17 protein-coding genes, 1 tRNA gene and 1 riboswitch are annotated in these 19478 nt (G+C 46.2%); of the genes, 13 read left to right on the top strand and 5 right to left on the bottom strand.

What is annotated here, in order from left to right; translation table 11 throughout:
- From rsxC to rsxA, 3 genes are all read right to left on the bottom strand, one after another.
- Window positions 1-2075: electron transport complex subunit RsxC (gene rsxC, locus RH86_RS18085; protein ID WP_009387871.1), on the bottom strand; the 2075-nt coding region annotated here is incomplete at its 3' end.
- A gap of 8 nt (window positions 2076-2083) precedes the next feature.
- Window positions 2084-2671: an electron transport complex subunit RsxB gene (rsxB, locus tag RH86_RS18080; protein WP_009387870.1), complete on the bottom strand. Its 588-nt coding sequence runs from the start codon at window positions 2669-2671 to the stop codon at window positions 2084-2086.
- Entirely contained in the window at window positions 2671-3252 is a 582-nt protein-coding gene (gene rsxA / locus RH86_RS18075) for an electron transport complex subunit RsxA (RefSeq protein ID WP_005593856.1), read from the bottom strand. The genes rsxB and rsxA overlap by 1 nt, the downstream gene beginning before the upstream one ends.
- 360 nt (window positions 3253-3612) lie before the next feature.
- Here rsxA and RH86_RS18070 point away from each other — a divergent pair, with 360 nt between their 5' ends.
- Window positions 3613-4926, top strand: coding sequence for an anaerobic C4-dicarboxylate transporter family protein (locus RH86_RS18070; protein WP_005593857.1), 1314 nt, complete (start codon window positions 3613-3615; stop codon window positions 4924-4926).
- 178 nt (window positions 4927-5104) lie between these two features.
- On the opposite strand, the gene RH86_RS18065 is transcribed toward RH86_RS18070, so the two are convergent.
- Window positions 5105-5180, bottom strand: a tRNA-Asn gene (locus RH86_RS18065).
- A 542-nt stretch (window positions 5181-5722) separates the two neighbouring features.
- On the opposite strand from RH86_RS18065, the gene uvrB reads away from it, so the two are divergent.
- From uvrB to luxU, 3 genes are all read left to right on the top strand, one after another.
- Window positions 5723-7753, top strand: coding sequence for an excinuclease ABC subunit UvrB (gene uvrB, locus RH86_RS18060; protein WP_005593858.1), 2031 nt, complete (start codon window positions 5723-5725; stop codon window positions 7751-7753).
- Window positions 7754-8060: 307 nt separating this feature from the next.
- Window positions 8061-9407, top strand: coding sequence for a quorum-sensing sigma-54 dependent transcriptional regulator LuxO (gene luxO, locus RH86_RS18055; RefSeq protein ID WP_009387868.1), 1347 nt, complete (start codon window positions 8061-8063; stop codon window positions 9405-9407).
- A gap of 20 nt (window positions 9408-9427) precedes the next feature.
- Complete coding sequence (gene luxU / locus RH86_RS18050; RefSeq protein WP_038219910.1) at window positions 9428-9766, top strand: quorum-sensing phosphorelay protein LuxU; 339 nt, start codon at window positions 9428-9430, stop codon at window positions 9764-9766.
- On the opposite strand, the gene RH86_RS18045 is transcribed toward luxU, so the two are convergent.
- Window positions 9752-10639 (bottom strand): YvcK family protein, encoded by an 888-nt coding sequence (locus RH86_RS18045; RefSeq protein ID WP_009387866.1) that lies wholly within the window; start codon window positions 10637-10639, stop codon window positions 9752-9754. The two genes, luxU and RH86_RS18045, sit on opposite strands and share 15 nt — an antisense overlap.
- A gap of 192 nt (window positions 10640-10831) precedes the next feature.
- Window positions 10832-10969: riboswitch (molybdenum cofactor riboswitch) on the top strand.
- Here RH86_RS18045 and moaA point away from each other — a divergent pair.
- The 9 genes from moaA (at window position 10958) to udp (ending at window position 19330) form a co-directional block, all read left to right on the top strand.
- A complete protein-coding gene (gene moaA, locus RH86_RS18040) occupies window positions 10958-11947 on the top strand; it encodes a GTP 3',8-cyclase MoaA (protein WP_005593864.1) in 990 nt (329 codons plus the stop codon). Its footprint overlaps the riboswitch before it by 12 nt.
- A gap of 90 nt (window positions 11948-12037) precedes the next feature.
- Entirely contained in the window at window positions 12038-12550 is a 513-nt protein-coding gene (gene moaB / locus RH86_RS18035; protein ID WP_005593866.1) for a molybdenum cofactor biosynthesis protein B, read from the top strand.
- Between the two features lie 24 nt (window positions 12551-12574).
- Window positions 12575-13054 carry a cyclic pyranopterin monophosphate synthase MoaC gene (gene moaC / locus RH86_RS18030; protein WP_009387865.1) on the top strand — a complete coding sequence of 160 codons (480 nt, stop codon included), beginning with the start codon at window positions 12575-12577 and terminating at the stop codon, window positions 13052-13054.
- On the top strand, window positions 13051-13296 hold the full coding sequence (gene moaD, locus RH86_RS18025; RefSeq protein WP_005593871.1) for a molybdopterin synthase sulfur carrier subunit: 246 nt from the start codon (window positions 13051-13053) through the stop codon (window positions 13294-13296). Before moaC ends, moaD begins: the two co-directional genes overlap by 4 nt.
- Window position 13297: 1 nt before the next feature.
- Window positions 13298-13753: a molybdopterin synthase catalytic subunit MoaE gene (gene moaE, locus RH86_RS18020; protein ID WP_005593872.1), complete on the top strand. Its 456-nt coding sequence runs from the start codon at window positions 13298-13300 to the stop codon at window positions 13751-13753.
- Window positions 13754-13960: 207 nt separating this feature from the next.
- Window positions 13961-14377, top strand: coding sequence for a CBS domain-containing protein (locus tag RH86_RS18015; RefSeq protein WP_009387864.1), 417 nt, complete (start codon window positions 13961-13963; stop codon window positions 14375-14377).
- A 65-nt stretch (window positions 14378-14442) separates the two neighbouring features.
- Window positions 14443-15903 carry an MATE family efflux transporter gene (locus RH86_RS18010; RefSeq protein ID WP_009387863.1) on the top strand — a complete coding sequence of 487 codons (1461 nt, stop codon included), beginning with the start codon at window positions 14443-14445 and terminating at the stop codon, window positions 15901-15903.
- Between the two features lie 62 nt (window positions 15904-15965).
- Window positions 15966-18272, top strand: coding sequence for a zinc/cadmium/mercury/lead-transporting ATPase (locus RH86_RS18005; RefSeq protein ID WP_009387862.1), 2307 nt, complete (start codon window positions 15966-15968; stop codon window positions 18270-18272).
- 299 nt (window positions 18273-18571) lie between these two features.
- The gene (udp, locus tag RH86_RS18000) at window positions 18572-19330 is read left to right on the top strand and encodes a uridine phosphorylase (RefSeq protein WP_005593880.1); all 759 of its coding nucleotides are present in this window, start codon (window positions 18572-18574) and stop codon (window positions 19328-19330) included.
- The last annotated feature ends 148 nt before the right edge of the window (window positions 19331-19478 follow it).

The following is a 19478-nucleotide window of genomic DNA, read 5'->3' as shown; positions in this document are numbered from 1 at the left end:
CGTGCTTTGGCGCGCGCAATGGCAGCGGCAACCGCGGCTTTTTTCGCGTCGCCTGCGCTTGGCGCATCAATAACGTCAGCTTTTGCTTCCGCTTGTGTTGCTGAGTCTGTTTCTACCGCAGTAGAGGTCGGTTCTGCTTTACGCGCTTTAGCGCGCGCAATGGCAGCGGCAACCGCGGCTTTTTTCGCGTCGCCTGCGTTAGGCGCATCAGTAACGGGTGCATCAGCAGGTTCAGTTGCCGGTGTTGTTGCTTGTTGGGCTTTCTTGGCTTTGGCGCGGGCAATCGCCGCAGCGACTGCACTTTGCTTATCACCAGCTTGTGGCTTATCGCTGTTCTCTGCGCTTGGTTCACTGGCGGCATTGCGCTGTTGTTCTGCCTTACGTTCGCGGGCCTGACGTTTACGCTCTTCACGTAGCTTGGCCATTTCGCTGTTGTCTGGTTCAGTTTGGCCTTGCTGCATTGCTTGGGCTTGTTTGGCTTTTGCGCGTGCAATCGCAGCGGCTACGGCTGGCTTCACGGGTGCTTCGCCAGTATCAGACTGTGATTTTTGCGCTTTAACACGTGCAATCGCAGCGGCAATGGCATCATCGCCACCGCTTGATGTCATCTCTTGGCGGCGCTCATCGGCAGCTTTTTTAAAGCGGTTTTCACGCTCAGCTTTGTCACGCTCTAAACGTAGTTTTTTATGTTCGAAACGTTGACGAGCACGCTCAGCAGATTCTGCTTCTTCTTTGCGAGTGCGGATTTCTGCTTTGGCTTGGCGGTAGTATTGAACCAGTGGAATTTCACTTGGGCAGACGAAGGCACAAGCCCCACATTCAATACAATCCTTAATATTAAGCTCTTCACATTTATCGAAATCTTGCGCTTTGGCATACCACTGCAATTGTTGTGGTAGTAGTGATGCAGGGCAAGCTTCAGCACAGGCTCCACAACGGATACAAGCCATTTCGTGTTGGTCTGAAACGATCTCACGGCGTGTCGGCGCTAAAATACAGTTGGATGTTTTGGTGATCGGCACATTGGCGTGGGGCAGCGTAAAGCCCATCATAGGGCCACCCATGATCAAACGTGGCAATTTACGATCTTCTTTATAACCAAACTCATCTAACAAGGCTTGAACTGGTGTTCCAACCAAGGTCCAAATGTTTTTCGGTTGACTAAAGCTGTTACCCGTCAATGTGACAATGCGCTCAATCAGCGGTTCACCATGACAAATAGCACGTTGAATGGCGTATAGAGAACCGACGTTTTGCACCAGCAAACCAATATCAGCAGGAATACCGTTATTGGGTACTTCTTTATTGGTTAATACCTTGATGAGCTGTTTTTCACCACCCGATGGGTATTTGGTTGGGATAACACGAATCACAATGTCTTTGTGTTGTGCAGCCAGTTCTAGGGCTTTGATCGCTTGTGGTTTGTTATCTTCAATACCGATGATGGTCAGCTTTGGCTTGAGGATATACTCAACAATTTCAATGCCCTGAATAATGGCATCGGCGTATTGCTGCATTAAAACATCATCAGCGGTGATGTAAGGTTCACATTCCGCGGCATTGATGATCAGGATTTCAGTTCGGCCAAGGCCTGCTTGAATTTTTTTGGCCGTTGGGAAGCCTGCGCCCCCCATACCTGAAATACCCGCTTGGCGGATAACTTCAAGCAATTCTTCAGGGGTTTTGTCACTGAAGTTTTCGACGATGTTACGTTCTGCCCACTCTTCTTTGAAGTCAGGTTCGATGACAATGCAGGTTTCTGCCAGCCCAGATGGATGGGCCGTTGTGCGTGGTTCGATCGCGGTGATAACGCCCGACGTTGGCGCATGCACTGGCAACATGAAGCTCATATCGTATTTGGTCAGTGGTTGACCTTTTAATACGCGCTCGCCAACATTGACAATCAGGTTACCTGGTTTACCGATGTGCTGTTTGATCGGCAAGACAATCTCTTTGGCGATAGCAGCACGCTCAAGACCGTTTTTTAACGATTGCTGCTTATTTTCTGGTGGGTGAACACCGCCTGGAAAATCCCAAAGAGCGCCGGTTTTAATTTGTTTGATAAGTGACAACATACCAGTCCTTAACTCACGCGATTCTGCGCATCAGCGCCAGAATGGGTAATATCAACAACAGGAATGGCGTTGAGTTGCCATTTCCAATTCGCTGTCGTGGTTTCTACAGGGATCATTTCGATACAATCCGTTGGACATGGTGCAACACAGAGGTCACAGCCGGTACATTCATCCTTAATCACAGTGTGTAGCGCTTTGGTGCCGCCTACAATGGCGTCGACCGGACACGCTTGAATACATTTGGTACAACCGATGCACATATCTTCATGAATAAAGGCAACGGTTTTCACCGCGCTATCGAGATCGTGCGCCGATTCGGTTGCTTCAACCCCCATCAAGTCAGCCAGCTTTTCGATGGTCGCTTGACCACCCGGAGGGCATTTATTGATAGCATCACCATTAGCAATAGCTTGCGCGTACGGACGACAACCCGGGTAGCCACATTGACCGCACTGGGTCTGCGGTAAAATTTCATCGATTTGATCAACGATTGGGTCGGCTTCCACTTTAAAGCGAATCGATGCAAAGCCAAGAATCGCCCCAAAGACTGCCGCTAAGACCGCGATTGCAATAACCGCAATTACAATTGAATTCATTACAGCTTCACCAATCCAGTAAAGCCCATAAAGGCAAGAGACATCAGTCCGGCGGTAATCATCGCAATTGATGCACCTTTGAATGGCGTAGGAACATCAGCAGCGCCAATACGTTCACGCATTGATGCGAACAGAATCAACACTAACGAGAAGCCTACTGCAGCACCAAAACCATAAATGATCGATTGAATAAAGTTGTGATTTTCATTGATATTCAACAGAGCGACACCCAACACCGCACAGTTGGTGGTGATCAGAGGTAGGAAGATACCGAGCAAGCGATAGAGCGTCGGGCTGGTTTTATGCACCACCATTTCAGTGAACTGTACAACGACTGCGATGACGAGAATAAAGCTCATCGTACGCAAATATTGCAGTTCTAGCGGCACTAAAATGTAGCTTTCGACAAGATAGGCGCACACAGAAGCTAGGGTTAGCACAAACGTGGTCGCTAGCCCCATACCAATTGCAGTTTCGAGTTTTTTAGACACGCCCATAAATGGACAGAGGCCCAAAAACTTCACCAGTACAAAGTTGTTGACGAGCACAGTGCCGACCAACAACAAAAGATATTCGGTCATAGTATTTATTTAAGAAATTCCGATCCCGACATTATCCTGCTTTGCTCAGTCAATAACAACCAAGGAAAGCTAAGGTTTTACACTCCTGACTAAAAATTATACGCAAAAATGTCGCGGTTTGGTTCGCCGTTGTTTTCAGCAATGAATAGTTTGTGATTAAAGCGTCATCAAGTGTACATGGTTCTGTTGCTTAACGATTACAAGGCGGTAACAGCTTGAGGTTGATATCGCGATACGCTGAACAGTTTTGTAACGAGATTAGTTTTGCCTAGTTCAACTGTGACATTGCACGAATAATTGCCCCTATAAAGAGCATATTATTCACCCAGTCTATTAAACGTTGTCATCAAGGAGTTTGATGTGTTTTTTATTGAATTTTTTATTGTTCTAGGATGTATTTTAATTGGTGCTCGCATTGGCGGTATCGGTCTTGGCGTATTAGGCGGGGTCGGTTTGGCGATTTTGAGCTTTATGTTTGGCTTGAAACCAACCAGTCCACCGATCGATGTAATGTTAATGATCATGGCGGTGGTTGCAGCAGCCGCAGCAATGCAAGCATCTGGTGGTTTGGATTACCTGATTAAGATTGCTTCAAATATTTTACGTAAGAACCCTCGTCACATTACTTTTATTGCCCCTTTAGTGACGTACACTTTTACTTTCCTGGCTGGTACAGGCCACGTGGCTTACTCAGTATTGCCGGTGATTGCAGAAGTGAGTCGTCGTAGTGGTGTTCGTCCTGAGCGTCCATTAGGTATGGCGGTTATCGCCTCTCAGTTTGCAATCGTTGCTAGCCCAATCGCGGCTGCAGTTGTGGCTTTGGTTGCCTTTCTTGAGCCACAAGGCATTACACTTGCAGACGTACTGATGGTAACGATTCCAGGTACTTTCTTAGGTTTGGCTGCTGCGTGTTTGATCGTTAATAAACTGGGCAAAGAGCTCAAAGATGATCCTGAATACCAGCGTCGTATGCAAGATCCTGCATTCCGCAAAGAAATGGAAGCGGAAGTGCAAGTTGATGAGCTTGTGATTAAACCTCAAGCAAAAACAGCGGTGGGTCTATTCCTATTTGGTGCGCTTGCAGTGGTTATCATGGGGGCATTCCCATTCCTACGTCCTAACTTTGATGGGTCGCCGATGGGGATGGCTCATACCATTGAAATCATCATGTTAGCAGTGGGTGCATTGATCATTCTTATCTGTAAGCCAGATGGCAATGAAATCACTCAAGGTTCGGTGTTCCATGCCGGTATGCGCGCTATTGTGGCGATCTTTGGTATTGCATGGTTGGGTGACACGTTCATCGCAGGCCACGACCTTATGGTGAAAGAAGCGGTGTCAGGCATGGTAGAAGTTGCACCATGGACTTTTGCTTTCGCACTATTTGGTTTGTCAGTGATGGTAAACAGTCAAGGTGCAACGACAGCGGTATTAGTACCAGTAGGCATTATGCTTGGTCTGCCAGCTGAAGTGATTATTGCTACATTTGTGGCAGTGAATGGTTACTTCTTTATTCCGAACTACGGTCCTATTATCGCTTCGATTGACTTTGACCGTACCGGCACCACGAAAATTGGCAAATACATCTTTAACCATAGCTTTATGATCCCAGGTCTATTGAGCATGGTATTTAGTATTATCTTTGGTTTTGTTTTTGCAGGCTTCGTGCTGTAACGGTAGATACTGATATGAGTGCTAATGGGGCTTCTATTATCGCTCATGACTGAGATTAATATGATGTTGATAAAAGACGCTTTCGGGCGTCTTTTATTATTTGTGCATTATGAACAGAAAGTGCGCAGGCTAGAAACGAAAAAAGCTCAACCGTGAGGTTGAGCTTTTTTATCGAATTTGGCTCCCCCTGCAAGACTTGAACTTGCGACATACGGATTAACAGTCCGCCGTTCTACCGACTGAACTAAGGGGGAATAGCTATAAAGCGAGGCGAATATTATCGAGACCTCATGTAAGAGTCAACTCTGTAAGCGAGATAAAAATTAATTTTATAGCAAAAAAAACCTTTACTTTTTGCTAGGCCACGCCAGCTATAGGCTGAATTTACTTATCCACTAAATTTGTGGATAACCATGTTAATTAAAATTGAGTAACTAGATTTATCCACAGGTGGAGCAAAAAAACATCATTTAAAATTGATAAGGATCTTTTGCTAAAGCACCAAGCTGTAAGGTTTTATGTCAGAAAAAGATCGAAAATAAAATTAACTGGGAGAAAATGATCAACTGCGAGATGGTGCACGTTTTGGAGGTTTTGTGAGTAAGTTGTGTATAGAAAAAGAGAGGATTTGGCGCTGGATAGCGACAGGGCGAAGAATAATATCAGGATCCCCAGTACGGATCTAGACTTAATCGAACAAAACAATCAAATCAGAGATTAATTTCTTTTTTTGTACTTGAGTCTGTATATATATACAGACAAAATAGAGAGTCAGACACAGAACCTTGAGGACGTTATGAGCAAACTGTATGAGCTCGTCTCAGACTATCAACCATCGGGTGACCAACCGAAGGCCATTGAAAAGTTATTAGAAGGGATAGATTCAGGCTTAGCCCATCAAACATTACTTGGGGTGACGGGGTCTGGTAAAACCTTTACTTTGGCAAATGTGATTGCCTCTACTCAACGTCCAGCCATTTTGCTCGCGCCGAATAAAACTTTAGCGGCACAACTGTATGGTGAAATGAAAGCATTTTTCCCCAATAACGCGGTTGAGTATTTTGTCTCTTACTACGACTACTACCAACCAGAAGCATATGTGCCGACGACCGATACTTTTATTGAGAAAGATTCCTCCATTAACGCGCATATCGAGCAGATGCGTCTATCGGCAACGAAAGCACTGCTAGAGCGTAAAGACGCCATCATCGTTGCGTCGGTATCCGCAATTTATGGTTTGGGGGATCCACAAGCCTATTTGCAAATGATGTTGCATATTCGCCGTGGTGATGTGCTTGACCAACGAGATATTTTACGTCGTCTGGCAGAACTGCAATATAGTCGCAACGATGTCGCGTTTGAGCGTGGTCAATTCCGAGTTCGTGGTGAAGTGATTGATATTTTCCCCGCAGAATCGGAACAAGATGCGGTTCGAATTGAAATGTTTGATGACGAAATTGACTGCATCAGTGTTTTTGACCCATTAACAGGGGCGATTAAGCAGCGCGATTTGCCTCGCTATACCATCTATCCAAAAACGCACTATGTGACGCCTCGTGAGCGTATCTTAGAAGCGGTTGAGCATATTAAGGTGGAGCTGGAACAGCGTAAAAGCTATTTGCTGGATAATAATAAGTTGCTGGAAGAGCAGCGTATTAGCCAGCGTACTCAGTTTGATATCGAAATGATGAATGAGCTTGGCTTTTGTTCTGGAATAGAAAACTACTCACGCTATCTGAGCGGTCGCAAAGAGGGTGAGCCGCCTCCAACGTTGTTTGATTATCTGCCACAAGATGGCTTGTTGGTTATCGATGAATCCCACGTTACCGTACCGCAAATCGGCGCGATGTTTAAAGGGGATCGCTCGCGTAAAGAAACCTTGGTTGAGTATGGCTTCCGCTTACCGTCGGCTTTAGATAATCGCCCACTCAAATTTGAAGAGTTTGAAGCGTTAGCGCCGCAAACTATATTTGTTTCTGCTACTCCGGGTCACTATGAATTAGAAAAATCCGGAGATGATATTGCCGACCAAGTTGTTCGTCCAACGGGCTTGTTAGATCCTGAACTTGAAGTTCGCCCCGTTGCGACACAGGTTGATGACTTGTTGTCTGAGATTCGTATTCGAGCAGCTAAAGATGAGCGTGTGCTAGTCACCACACTTACCAAGCGCATGGCGGAAGATTTAACCGAGTATCTTACTGAGCATGATGTAAAGGTGCGCTATTTACACTCTGATATTGATACCGTTGAACGAGTCGAGATCATCCGAGACTTACGCTTGGGCGAGTTTGATGTGTTAGTGGGCATTAACTTATTGCGTGAGGGGTTGGATATGCCGGAAGTGTCGCTGGTGGCGATACTGGATGCAGATAAAGAAGGATTCCTCCGTTCTGAACGCTCGTTGATTCAGACCATTGGTCGTGCGGCGCGTAACATTGAAGGTAAGGCGATCTTGTACGCTGATAGAATTACTGGTTCGATGAAACGTGCTATGGACGAGACTGAGCGACGTCGTGAAAAACAACATGCTTACAATGTTGAAAACGGTATTACACCACAATCGCTGAAACGTAATATCAAAGATATTATGGAGCTGGGTGATATAGCGCGAGGTCGTAAGAAAACGCCGGGTAAACAGGTGCCGTTAGCGAAAGTGGCTGAACCATCGCAAAGTTACCAAGTGATGACGCCACAGCAGTTGGAAAAAGAAATCAGTAAGCTTGAGGCGCAGATGTATCAACATGCTCAGGATTTGGAATTTGAAATGGCGGCCGCGAAGCGGGATGAAATAGAAAAGTTACGCGCTCAATTTATCGTCAACAGTTGAGTTTACTTTTCGATAGACAAAAAAATAGCCAATAGGAAGGGTCTATTGGCTGTTATTTGTGAATAATAAGTTCACTAACAACGTCAGTTGGCTAGGTGACCCATGAGGGTCAGTTATAGATAAGCAGTAACTATGCCAATTGTTTTGGCGCAAAAACCACACGAAAATCAATCTTAATCAGCTTAACTTGGTCATTCTGTTTGCAAATTGCAAAGCGCAATGCAATTATTTAGATAAAATGCAAATGGACTTACGCGGTTAGGCTATGCCACAAAGCACCCATACACAAAAAAGCAGATATCTGCTGATGGTAGAAGATACCGCCTCTGTTGCGGCACTCTATCGTTCCTATCTTACGCCGCTGGGTATCGATATTAATATCGTCGGTACCGGGCGCGATGCGATTGAAAGTCTTGAATTTCGCACTCCCGATTTGATCTTGCTCGATTTGCGCTTGCCCGATATGACAGGGATGGATGTTCTACAAGCAGTCAAACAGCAAAATCCTGATGTGCCAGTTATTTTCATGACTGCTCATGGCTCGATCGATACCGCGGTTGAGGCGATGCGGTTAGGCGCACAAGATTTCTTGATCAAACCCTGTGAAGCGGACCGACTGCGCGTTACGGTAAACAATGCGATTCGCAAAGCAACGAAGCTAAGAACCGAAGCGGGAACCAATCAAGGCTATCAAGGGTTTATCGGCAGTAGTCATACCATGCAAGCGGTCTATCGCACGATTGACTCGGCGGCGACCAGTAAAGCGAGTATTTTCATTACTGGTGAAAGTGGTACCGGCAAAGAGGTGTGTGCAGAGGCATTGCATGCCACCAGTAATCGTGGCGATAAACCATTTATTGCCATCAACTGTGCTGCGATTCCTAAAGATTTGATTGAAAGTGAATTGTTTGGTCACGTTAAAGGTGCCTTTACTGGCGCGGCAACTGATCGTGAAGGCGCTGCGGAACTGGCCGATGGCGGAACCCTGTTTTTGGATGAACTGTGCGAAATGGATTTGGACTTGCAGACCAAATTACTGCGTTTTATCCAAACCGGAACCTTCCAAAAGGTGGGTTCATCAAAAATGAAAAGTGTGGATGTACGGTTTGTTTGTGCAACCAACCGAGACCCATGGAAAGAAGTACAGGAAGGCCGCTTTCGTGAAGACTTGTATTATCGCCTTTACGTTATCCCACTGCACTTACCACCTTTGCGTGAGCGTGGCGAAGATGTCATTGAAATTGCATACTCCTTGTTAGGCTTTATGTCGAAAGAAGAAGGCAAAGATTTTATCCGTCTCTCGCCGGAAGTGGTTGATCGCTTTGCTCGTTATGAGTGGCCTGGTAATGTGCGTCAATTGCAAAATGTACTGAGAAATGTAGTGGTGCTTAACAATGGCCGTGAAATCCGCTTAGACATGTTACCACCACCGTTGAACCAACCTTGTGAGGGCGTGTCACGCAGCGTCAATGAAGAAACAGAGACCTTGTCGGTACACGATATTTTCCCGTTATGGCTGACGGAAAAAAATGCCATCAAGCTGGCGATAAAAGCGTGTGAGGGAAATATTCCGAAAGCGGCCGGTTATCTCGATGTTAGCCCATCGACACTATACCGTAAGCTACAAGGTTGGAATGAAAAAGAGACCAAGTAACGATGGTTATGGAAGTGGTTATGCAAGTATTAAATCAAGCGAAAGTAGAGCGTTTAGGGAATGAGATAGGCAAAGAAAATGTGCCGATTTTACTCGAGATTTTTTTAGGTGAACTGGCGCAATACATCGAGACATTGTCTGTTGCGCAAGATAATCAAGGCGCTTACTTGAAAGATATTAGTCATGCTTTGAAAAGCAGTGCGGCCAGCTTTGGTGCGGAAGCATTGTGCGCGTTAGCGGTTGAATTGGATGCCGCAGCCAAAGCGGGAGCATCACTTGATGATGCTGAAATAAAGCAAAAGATGTTAGCGCTGCTGGTGGATACGCAGCAACGCTATAAAAGCTTACTCGGCCAATAGTTGTACGATGGCTTGTTGTAGCTTTTGACGATCGTGTCGCCAATCTCGGTTTGGCGACGCAAGATCGCTCACTACGTAGTTCCAGTTACTCAGTTCTGGATGCGTCTCTTCACCAAGAATGACATCAATTTTTCGACCTTGGCAGGCGCGTTCGCACCATTCCAATTTTTCACGTAAGGTCATACGACCAGCCGGGCCATATTCTGGTGATAGGTTTTCGACAAACACCAATTTTGCGTTTTGGTTTTGTGCAATCGCACGGCCAACTTCGGTAAGTAACAACGGTGGCATGATGCTGGTCAGAAAACTGCCCGGGCCAAGAATAATCAAATCGGCTTGCTCAATGGCTTGAACACCTTCTTTGGTGGCTGGCACTTCAGGATCAAGATCTAAGCGTTGTAGATCGGCTTCCATCTCATCAACACTGGTTTCGCCGGTTACCCATTTTCCTTCTTTTGACAGCGCCTTAAGATCAGAAGGGTGTTCAGACATGGGCACGATGTTTACGTCAACCTTCAGCATGTTGCGGATGAGGTTGATCGCGTCGAGTGGGCGTACCGACAAGTTATCGAGCGCCGTCAGCATTAGGTTGCCTAAGTTATGCCCATCCAGTTCGCCAGCGCCTTTGAAGCGATACTCAAACATCATCGAACTGATTGAGGGCTCGGTGATGAGCTGGTTGATACAGTTACGTGTATCTCCCCAAGCAATACCACCTTGGCAGTGTCGAATTCGACCCGTTGACCCACCATTATCGGTCGTGGTGATAATGCCAGTGGCATTGGAGCCGAAATCCGCAAGTGCCGCAAGCATTCGTCCTAAGCCATGGCCGCCGCCAATGGCGACAATTTTGTGTTCAGAATATACAGTCATTCGTTTTTTTCTTATTTTGTCATAACCAACTACAATTTAAATTAATCCATTTATCGTCGGTACTCAATAGTAGGTAATTTGCCCGTTTGGCACGATTTTTTTGTCTCTAGGGTAGAATCACTTACCAATATTAAGTATTTTATAAGACAGCTATCGTTAATATGGATTGTGATTGCAACTATATCATATTGACGGTTGCCATAACTCCGAGCTTTACCCGCTAAGTTCAAGACAGAATAAGCGCGTTGAGCCAGTGACGAAAGGTCACAAGGGCATGATTGGAAATGGTCATGCCTCCCGTGTTTGGAAAGGTGTTCCGTGGCGCAACAATTAGAAGATAAATTTCATCGCAAGTTTTATTACTTGCGTCTCTCAGTTACAGATGTTTGTAACTTCAAATGTACCTACTGCTTACCTGATGGTTATAAACCTTCGGGGCAGAAAAACTCGTCTTTTTTATCACTACCTGAGATCAAACGTGTCGTTCGCGCGTTTGCCGATTGTGGTACCAGCAAGGTACGCATTACAGGTGGTGAGCCTAGCCTACGCAAAGACTTCACTCAAATAATCGAAACCGTAGCGAATACGGAAGGTATTCGTAAGGTCGCGACAACGACCAACGGTTACCGGATGGAAAAAAGCGTGCTTGAGTGGCAGCAAGCGGGGTTAACCCATATCAATGTGAGTGTTGATAGCCTCGATCCGCGCTTATTTCACCAAATCACAGGTGAGAATAAGTTCAATCAGGTGATGGGTGGTATCGAGCGTGCGCTCGAAATTGGTTATAAACAAATCAAAGTCAATGTTGTGTTGATGAAAGATCTTAACTCTCATCAATTGCCTCTGTTTCTTGATTGGATTAAAGACCGTCCTATTCAACTGCGTTTCATCGAATTGATGCAAACGGGTGAGATGGATGAGTTATTTAAGCAGCATCATGTATCCGGTGTTCAAATTCGCAATCAATTGATCGCGAATGGTTGGTTGCTTAAGATTCGCGAAAAGAATGACGGCCCTGCACAGGTATTTGTTCACCCTGACTATAAAGGTGAGATTGGCCTTATCATGCCGTATGAGAAAGGTTTCTGTGAAAGCTGTAACCGTCTTCGCGTTTCAGCGTTAGGTAAATTGCACCTTTGTCTGTTTGGTGATCATGGCGTAGAGCTAAGAGATTTGCTGGCAGAAGATAAGCAAGAGCCTGAATTGATAGCACGCATTCAACAGCAGCTACAAACCAAATCGGTCAGTCATTTCTTGCAAGATGGCAACACCGGTATGACGCCGAATTTAGCCTCGATTGGCGGCTAACGTCGTTACATAACCAGAGCAAACACATTCAAATAATAGCCAGTCGGCGTTAGCCGGCTGACAAATAAATCACAACAGGTAGGTGATCAAATGGGTCATGCAGAAAGCAAATTCCAAGCAGCAAATATTGCAGTATTAACGGTATCGGATACTCGTACAGAAGAGAACGATACATCAGGTGGTTACCTCGCTGAACATGCAAAAGAAGCGGGTCACAATGTTGTTGATAAACAAATTGTTATCGATGATATGTACAAAATTCGTGCGATCGTGTCACAGTGGATTGCTGATGAAAATGTACAAGCGATCATGATTACAGGTGGCACAGGTTTCACTTCACGCGACAGCACGCCAGAAGCATTGAAGCCACTCTTTGATAAAGAAGTGGAAGGCTTTGGTGAATTGTTCCGTCAGGTGTCTTACGAAGAAATTGGTACTTCAACCATTCAATCTCGTGCGATCGCAGGTTTTGCTAACCACACGGTTATTTTTGCTATGCCGGGCTCTACAGGTGCATGTCGCACGGGTTGGACGAAAATCATTAAGCAGCAGCTTGATGCGAGCCACCGTCCATGTAACTTTATGCCACATCTATCGGTTTAATCCGACTCATAACGCGGAGCAATCATGACTCAGTTTACCCATATCAATGCTTCAGGCGAAGCTAACATGGTTGATGTATCAGCCAAAGTTGAGACGGTACGTGAAGCACGTGCAGAGGCTTTCGTCCACATGGCACCTGCAACCTTACAGCTTATTTTGTCTGGCGATCATCACAAAGGTGATGTATTCGCGACGGCTCGTATTGCTGGTATTCAAGCCGCGAAAAAGACATGGGACCTGATCCCACTTTGTCATCCACTACTGCTTTCCAAAGTAGAAGTGCAGCTTGAATCAAACCAAGCAGAAAATTACGTGCGCATTGAATCGGTGTGTAAGCTTGCAGGTAAAACCGGTGTTGAAATGGAAGCGCTAACGGCTGCTTCTGTTGCTGCACTGACGATTTATGATATGTGTAAAGCGGTACAAAAAGACATGGTTATTAGCCAAGTGCGCCTGTTGGAAAAAACGGGTGGCAAATCTGGTCACTTTAAGGCGGACGCATGATTAAAGTACTCTTTTTTGCTCAAACCCGTGAGTTAGTCGGTATCGACGAACTGCAATTGGATGAGTCATTTACCAGTGTAGAAGCGCTGCGTGCACACTTAGCCGCTCAAGAAGGTAAGTGGGATCTTGCGTTGGATCCTGGGCGTTTATTGGCGGCAGTGAACCAATCGATTGTGCCACTAACACATGCGATCACGGATGGCGATGAAGTGGCGTTTTTCCCACCGGTTACCGGGGGCTAAGATGGATTCACGTGTAGCGGTACAAGTTGAAGATTTCAATGTTGGTGATGAATACCAAGTATTAGCGCAAGGCAGTGCTTCTGGCGCTGTAGTGACCTTTGTCGGTAAAGTTCGCGACATGAATCTTGGCGATAATGTCGTCGGCCTGTCGCTAGAGCACTATCCGGGCATGACAGAAAAAGCGTTAGCCGAAATCTGTGATGAAGCGGAAAAGCGTTGGCCTTTAGAAGCGATCCGCGTGATTCACCGTGTGGGTGACATGGATACCGGTGATCAAATCGTGTTTGTTGGTGTGGCGAGTGCACACCGTGGCGCGGCATTTGATGCGTGTGAATTTGTGATGGACTATCTGAAAACCAAAGCTCCGTTTTGGAAAAAAGAGCGTACCACTGAGGCGACTCGTTGGGTGGATTCACGTGATTCCGATGCCAAAGCGGCTGAGCGCTGGCAACAGTAAATACGTTTTGCCTAACAGGCACAGAAAACCATTATTGCAGACGGCCGTAGGGTAACCCTATGGCCGTTTTTTTGTTTGATTGGAAATACCTATCGCAAAAATCGTCGCTTTCCATTTAGTAAAATCAAGAAATTAGGCGACACTTACTGTAACGAACATTTTTCATAGCAGCCAAACCAACGTCAGTTGCACGAAAAGGAGATAAAGATGGAATCGTTAAAAGTAAGAGATTATATGACCCTACAAGCGGTGACGTTTAATCCAGAAATGTCGCTTAGTGCAGCGTTAGATAAAGTCATGGATTCAGACTACCTTGGTGGCCCAGTCATTAACGAACAAAAACAAGTGATTGGTTTTCTTTCAGGACAGGATCTACTTGATAAGCTGATCAAAGTGAGCTATTTCTGCCAAGACACCCATATTGTTAGTGATTGTATGTCGACAGAAGTGCTGTCGGTTTCGCCTGATATGTCGATTATAGAACTCGCGGATATGATGCAAATTGGTAAACCTAAGGTTTATCCAGTATTGGATAATGGTAAGCTGGTGGGTATCATCACGCGTAAGCATGTTTTGCGTGCGATTGCGAAAAATATCGACGCATGCTTTAAGCATCCGGTATAAAGGACAATCAGTTAAGTTGAAATAAGGCGCTGCGGCGCCTTTCTTTTTGTTATCAAGGAAAGAGAATGACCGAGCGAAGTGCCAAATTTACCCAAGGCTCCACAATGCGCCATATTTTGGTGATGTCGGGCGCAGGTTCAGTCGGTTTGATGGCGCTGTTTGTGGTCGATTTACTTGATATGCTGTTTATCAGTATGTTGGGGCAAGTCGAGTTGGCTGCGGCGGTAGGCTTTGCTGGTACATTAACGTTCTTCTCAACTTCTATTTCCATTGGTACTTCGATCGCCATGGGCGCTTTGGTCTCTAAGGCTATTGGTGCTAAGCAATTCACCTACGCCAGAGCTTTGAGCAGCAGCATCATGTTGACCGCATTTCTGATCAGCTGTGTGGTCAGCGCGGTGATGTTTGCCTTTATTCCCGAGTTACTCGCCGCTCTGGGGGCGAAGGGGTTTGTGGCGGAGCGCGCGCAAGCTTATCTACAGATTTTACTTCCTAGTGGACCGATTCTGGCACTTGGCATGGCGGCAGGGGCAGGGCTTAGAGCTGCTGGTGATGCTAAGCGTTCAATGTGGGCGACATTGTCCGGTGGCATCGTAAATGCCATTCTAGATCCAATTTTTATTTTTATTTTTCTGTGGAATGTTGAAGGTGCGGCTTTTGCCTCGGTGATTGCGCGTTGTACCGTACTGGCATTCTCCTTGTATCCACTGATCAAAAAGCATGACTTGGTTGCCAAACCTTCGCTTTCAATTTGGCGTTGCAATACCAAAGCAATTCTTGCCATCGCGATACCTGCGATTATCACCAATATCGCTACCCCAATTGGTAATGCCATCGTCACCTCATCGATTGCGCCTTACGGTGAAGATTTTGTCGCCGGGCTTGCGGTTATTGGCCGCCTAACCCCCGTTTGTTTTGCAGTGATTTTTGCGCTGTCAGGTGCGGTTGGTCCGATCATTGGACAAAACTTTGGCGCTAAACGATTTGATCGGGTGAAAGAGACATTAAATAACTCCTTGTTAGTGACCACGGTCTACACCTTGTTGGTTTGCGTGATCCTCTATTTTTCCCAGCAGTATGTGATTAAAGGCTTTAGCCTTACTGGTGATGCGGCGTTGATTGTGGGCACATTTTGTACCTATGTCGCGCTAAGCTTTATTTTTAATGGCATGCAGTTTGTGGCCAATACCTCATTCAATAATCTCGGCAAACCGCTTTATTCGACGGCATTGAATTTAGGTAAAGCCACTTTAGGCACCTTGCCATTCGTCTATTTTGGGTCACATTGGTTTGGTGCGTTAGGTGTGCTTTATGGTCAAGCTCTGGGAGGAGTAGTGTTTGGTTTGATGGCATTGTGGGTATTACAAAAACACATTCGTGACTTGATGCAAGGTGAGGCGGTTGAGTTAGACCCACAAGACCCATCAATAACCAGTCTCAATACCACGCCATTTTGTAGCCACGATGCGGTTCTGATTGAAGATGTGGCCGCCAACAAAGATTTTTTACAAAAATCCGCAAAATAGTTTGACCTTGGAGTCTACTCTAAGGTTTATGCTGATGGTGTACAGTGATAGGAGAATCTAATATGTGCACCAAACATGAAGGATGTCGTTCGCCAAAGCTTGCAACGAATCCGACTCAAGCAAGTTCTTGCTCAAGTCCAAAAATCAATACGATTAAAATGGCTAGCGTCACGACCAGTGATGTGGATTGCTGTAGCAGTTCTGTATGTGCAAGCGGCAGCGATCCTACCGATGAGGAAAGCGATTCCGGCTCCCTAAGCCAAGCCCAATTTACGCATAGTTGGAAAATTCAAGGAATGGATTGTCCTGCTTGTGCGCGAAAAATAGAAACCGCAGTGAATAAAGTCAGCGGCATTATCGAAGCGAAAGTGCTGTTCGCCACTGAAAAATTGGTGATTAAATCTAATGATGTTGGTGTTGCGGCGTTAGTCGAGCAAACTATTACTGATACCGGTTTTACCTTTACTGCGCCAAATCAAAAATCATCGCCAGCGAAACCAACGGGTTGGCTTGCGGTGCTCAAACAAAATGGTCAGATTGTTGCAATCGCATCAGCCATGGCCTTCGCTGCGATCATCAAACCAAGCTTCCCTCAAGTGAGTGAGTGGCTGTTTATTCTTACCTGTTTAGCTGGCCTTTATCCAATTGGTAAAAAAGCACTTATGCTGGCGAAATCAGGCACTCCATTTGCCATTGAAACCTTAATGAGTGTTGCCGCTCTCGGCGCGCTATATTTAGGCGAAAGTGTCGAAGCAGCAATGGTATTACTGCTATTTTTAATTGGTGAGCGATTGGAAGCCTTTGCCGCCTCTCGAGCGCGCAGTGGTGTGCAAGCATTGATGGAGTTGGTGCCAGAAAACGCCACTAAAATTGTCGATGGACAACGTATTGAAGTCTCCGCAAGTGAGCTCAATCCCGGTGATGTGATTGAAGTTGCCCCAGGCTCGCGTTTACCAGCAGATGGACGACTACTTGATACTGCGGCGAGTTTTGATGAGAGTGCGTTAACCGGAGAATCAATCCCGGTGGAGCGCTTGCCGCAAGATGCTGTTATGGCGGGCGCGGTGGTTGTCGATAGAGTGGTGCGCTTAACCATTACGTCTAAACAGGGCGAAAATGCCATCGACCGTATTCTGCATTTAATTGAAGAAGCCGAGTCGCGTAAAGCGCCTTTGGAACGCTTCCTTGATCGCTTCAGTCGTTGGTATACCCCGTTGATGATGCTGGTGTCATTGTTTGTCATCATTACGCCACCGCTACTGTTTGCTCAGCCATGGGAGACGTGGGTATACCGTGGTTTGGCATTGTTGCTGATCGCTTGTCCGTGTGCGTTGGTGATTTCTACTCCTGCCGCGATTACATCTGGTTTAGCGGCGGCGGCGCGTCGTGGAGCCTTAATCAAAGGGGGCGCAGCGTTAGAACAACTTGGTCATGTTGAAGCCATTGCGTTTGATAAAACCGGCACCTTGACGAAAGGTAAGCCGGAAGTCACCGATGTGATCAGCGTGAACGGTTTTAATGATCTTGAGTTAGTTCAATCTATTGCGGCAATCGAGGTCGGCTCAAGCCATCCTCTAGCAACATCGTTGGTCAATCATGCTAAGCAACAAGGTATACGTTTACCGGAAGCCGACGATAAACAAGCTCTAATAGGTAGCGGTATTCGTGGTGTCATTGCTGGTGTGACTTATCAAGCTATTGCGCCAAGTAAACTGTCGATGGCGCTGGGTAGTGAGCTTGAACAGCACATTACAGAGCTAGAAGGGCAGGGGAAAACCGTGATTGTTGCGTTGCAGGACCAGCAAGTGATGGGCTTAATTGCTTGGCAAGATACGCTACGAGAAGATGCAAAACGAGCGGTAAAAGCGCTGAAAGATCTCGGCATTAGTTCCATCATGCTCACTGGCGATAACCCGCGTAGTGCGGCAGCGATGGCTGGGCAGATTGATATCGAATATCAAGCGAGCTTATTACCACAAGATAAAGTGCACTATGTAGAATCGCTCTCTGCGCAACGAAATGTGGCGATGGTCGGTGATGGTATTAACGATGCGCCAGCAATGAAAGCGGCCAGTATTGGTATTGCGATGGGTGGCGGTACAGATGTTGCGCTAGAAACAGCAGATGCAGCAATTACGCATAACCGTTTAACCGAATTGCCAGCGATGATTGAACTGTCACGTGCAACATTGAATAACATTCGCCAGAACGTATTCTTGGCTCTGGGGCTAAAAAGTGTCTTTCTCGTGACTAGCTTACTCGGGATCACCGGGCTATGGGTTGCGGTATTGGCAGACAGTGGTGCGACTGCGTTGGTGACCTTAAATGCATTGCGTTTGTTGAAGTTTAAAAGCAAGCAAGATGGCTAGCGGTTAATGGTATTTAAGCTACCTTTACTCAATGCCAACCAGATTGAATACCAAACAGATTAACTCACTGATAGCCACGCAATTTCGATTCGTGGCTATCATTTTTATGCAATGAGTTGACTTCAAGTTGGGTTTTATTGTGATGCCAAACGTTTTTGTGTGTAAGTGCGAATGTTGTTACTTGTCTTGATGTGACACTTATCACTCTTTATTGTTTGGTTGTTGGTTAGAGTGGTTTGGTACCCAATAAATTAACACAGTGAAGCTAGTCTGGCGTTTGCTGTTATAAGGAGTTCTCTATGTCCCAAGCTGTATTCCATTTAGGTGTTACTGAAGCTGATCTTGCTGGTGCTACGTTGGCGATCATTCCTGGCGATCCTGCTCGAGTGCAAAAAATTGCTGAAGAGATGGAGAACCCAGTATTTCTAGCCAGTCATCGCGAATATACGCTGTACCGTGCGGAACTCGATGGTAAACCGGTTGTTGTTTGCTCAACGGGTATCGGTGGTCCTTCGACCTCAATTGCCGTAGAAGAGTTGGCACAACTTGGTGTGCGTACCTTCTTGCGTGTGGGTACTACTGGTGCAATTCAGCCACATGTGAATGTTGGCGATATGATTGTCACTACGGGCTCTGTGCGTTTAGACGGTGCGAGCTTACACTTTGCCCCAATGGAATTCCCTGCAGTTGCAGATTTTGCTGTTGCGACAGCAATGAAAGCGGCAGTAGAAGAGTCTGGTGCGACAGTACATATGGGCGTTACCGCTTCAAGTGACACTTTCTACCCAGGTCAAGAGCGCTACGACACCTTTACTGGCCGTGTTGTACACCGTTTCCAAGGCTCGATGAAAGAGTGGCAAGAGATGGGCGTTCTGAATTTTGAGATGGAATCTGCAACACTACTGACTATGTGTGCAAGTTCGGGTCTAAAAGCGGGCTGTGTGGCTGGTGTGATCATCAACCGTACCCAAAAAGAAATCCCAGATCACGCAACGCTAAAAGAGACCGAAGCTCGTTCTATCAAAGTTGTGGTAGAAGCGGCGCGTAAAATGCTTTAAGGCATCGCCATTTAGGCACTACCGCTAGTGCAGTCAATTTTAAAGCCACCTGATTGAAAGGTGGCTTTTTTGTTGTCTTAGAGAGTTGGGAAGAAGCGAGAGTGAGAGAGGCGAGAATAAGAGAGGGGAGAATCGAGAGCAAGAGCTA

It is taken from the genome of Vibrio sp. N418 (genome assembly GCF_000222565.1).
Taxonomy (GTDB): domain Bacteria; phylum Pseudomonadota; class Gammaproteobacteria; order Enterobacterales; family Vibrionaceae; genus Vibrio; species Vibrio scophthalmi.
This window is presented reverse-complemented; position numbering and strand designations above follow the sequence as displayed.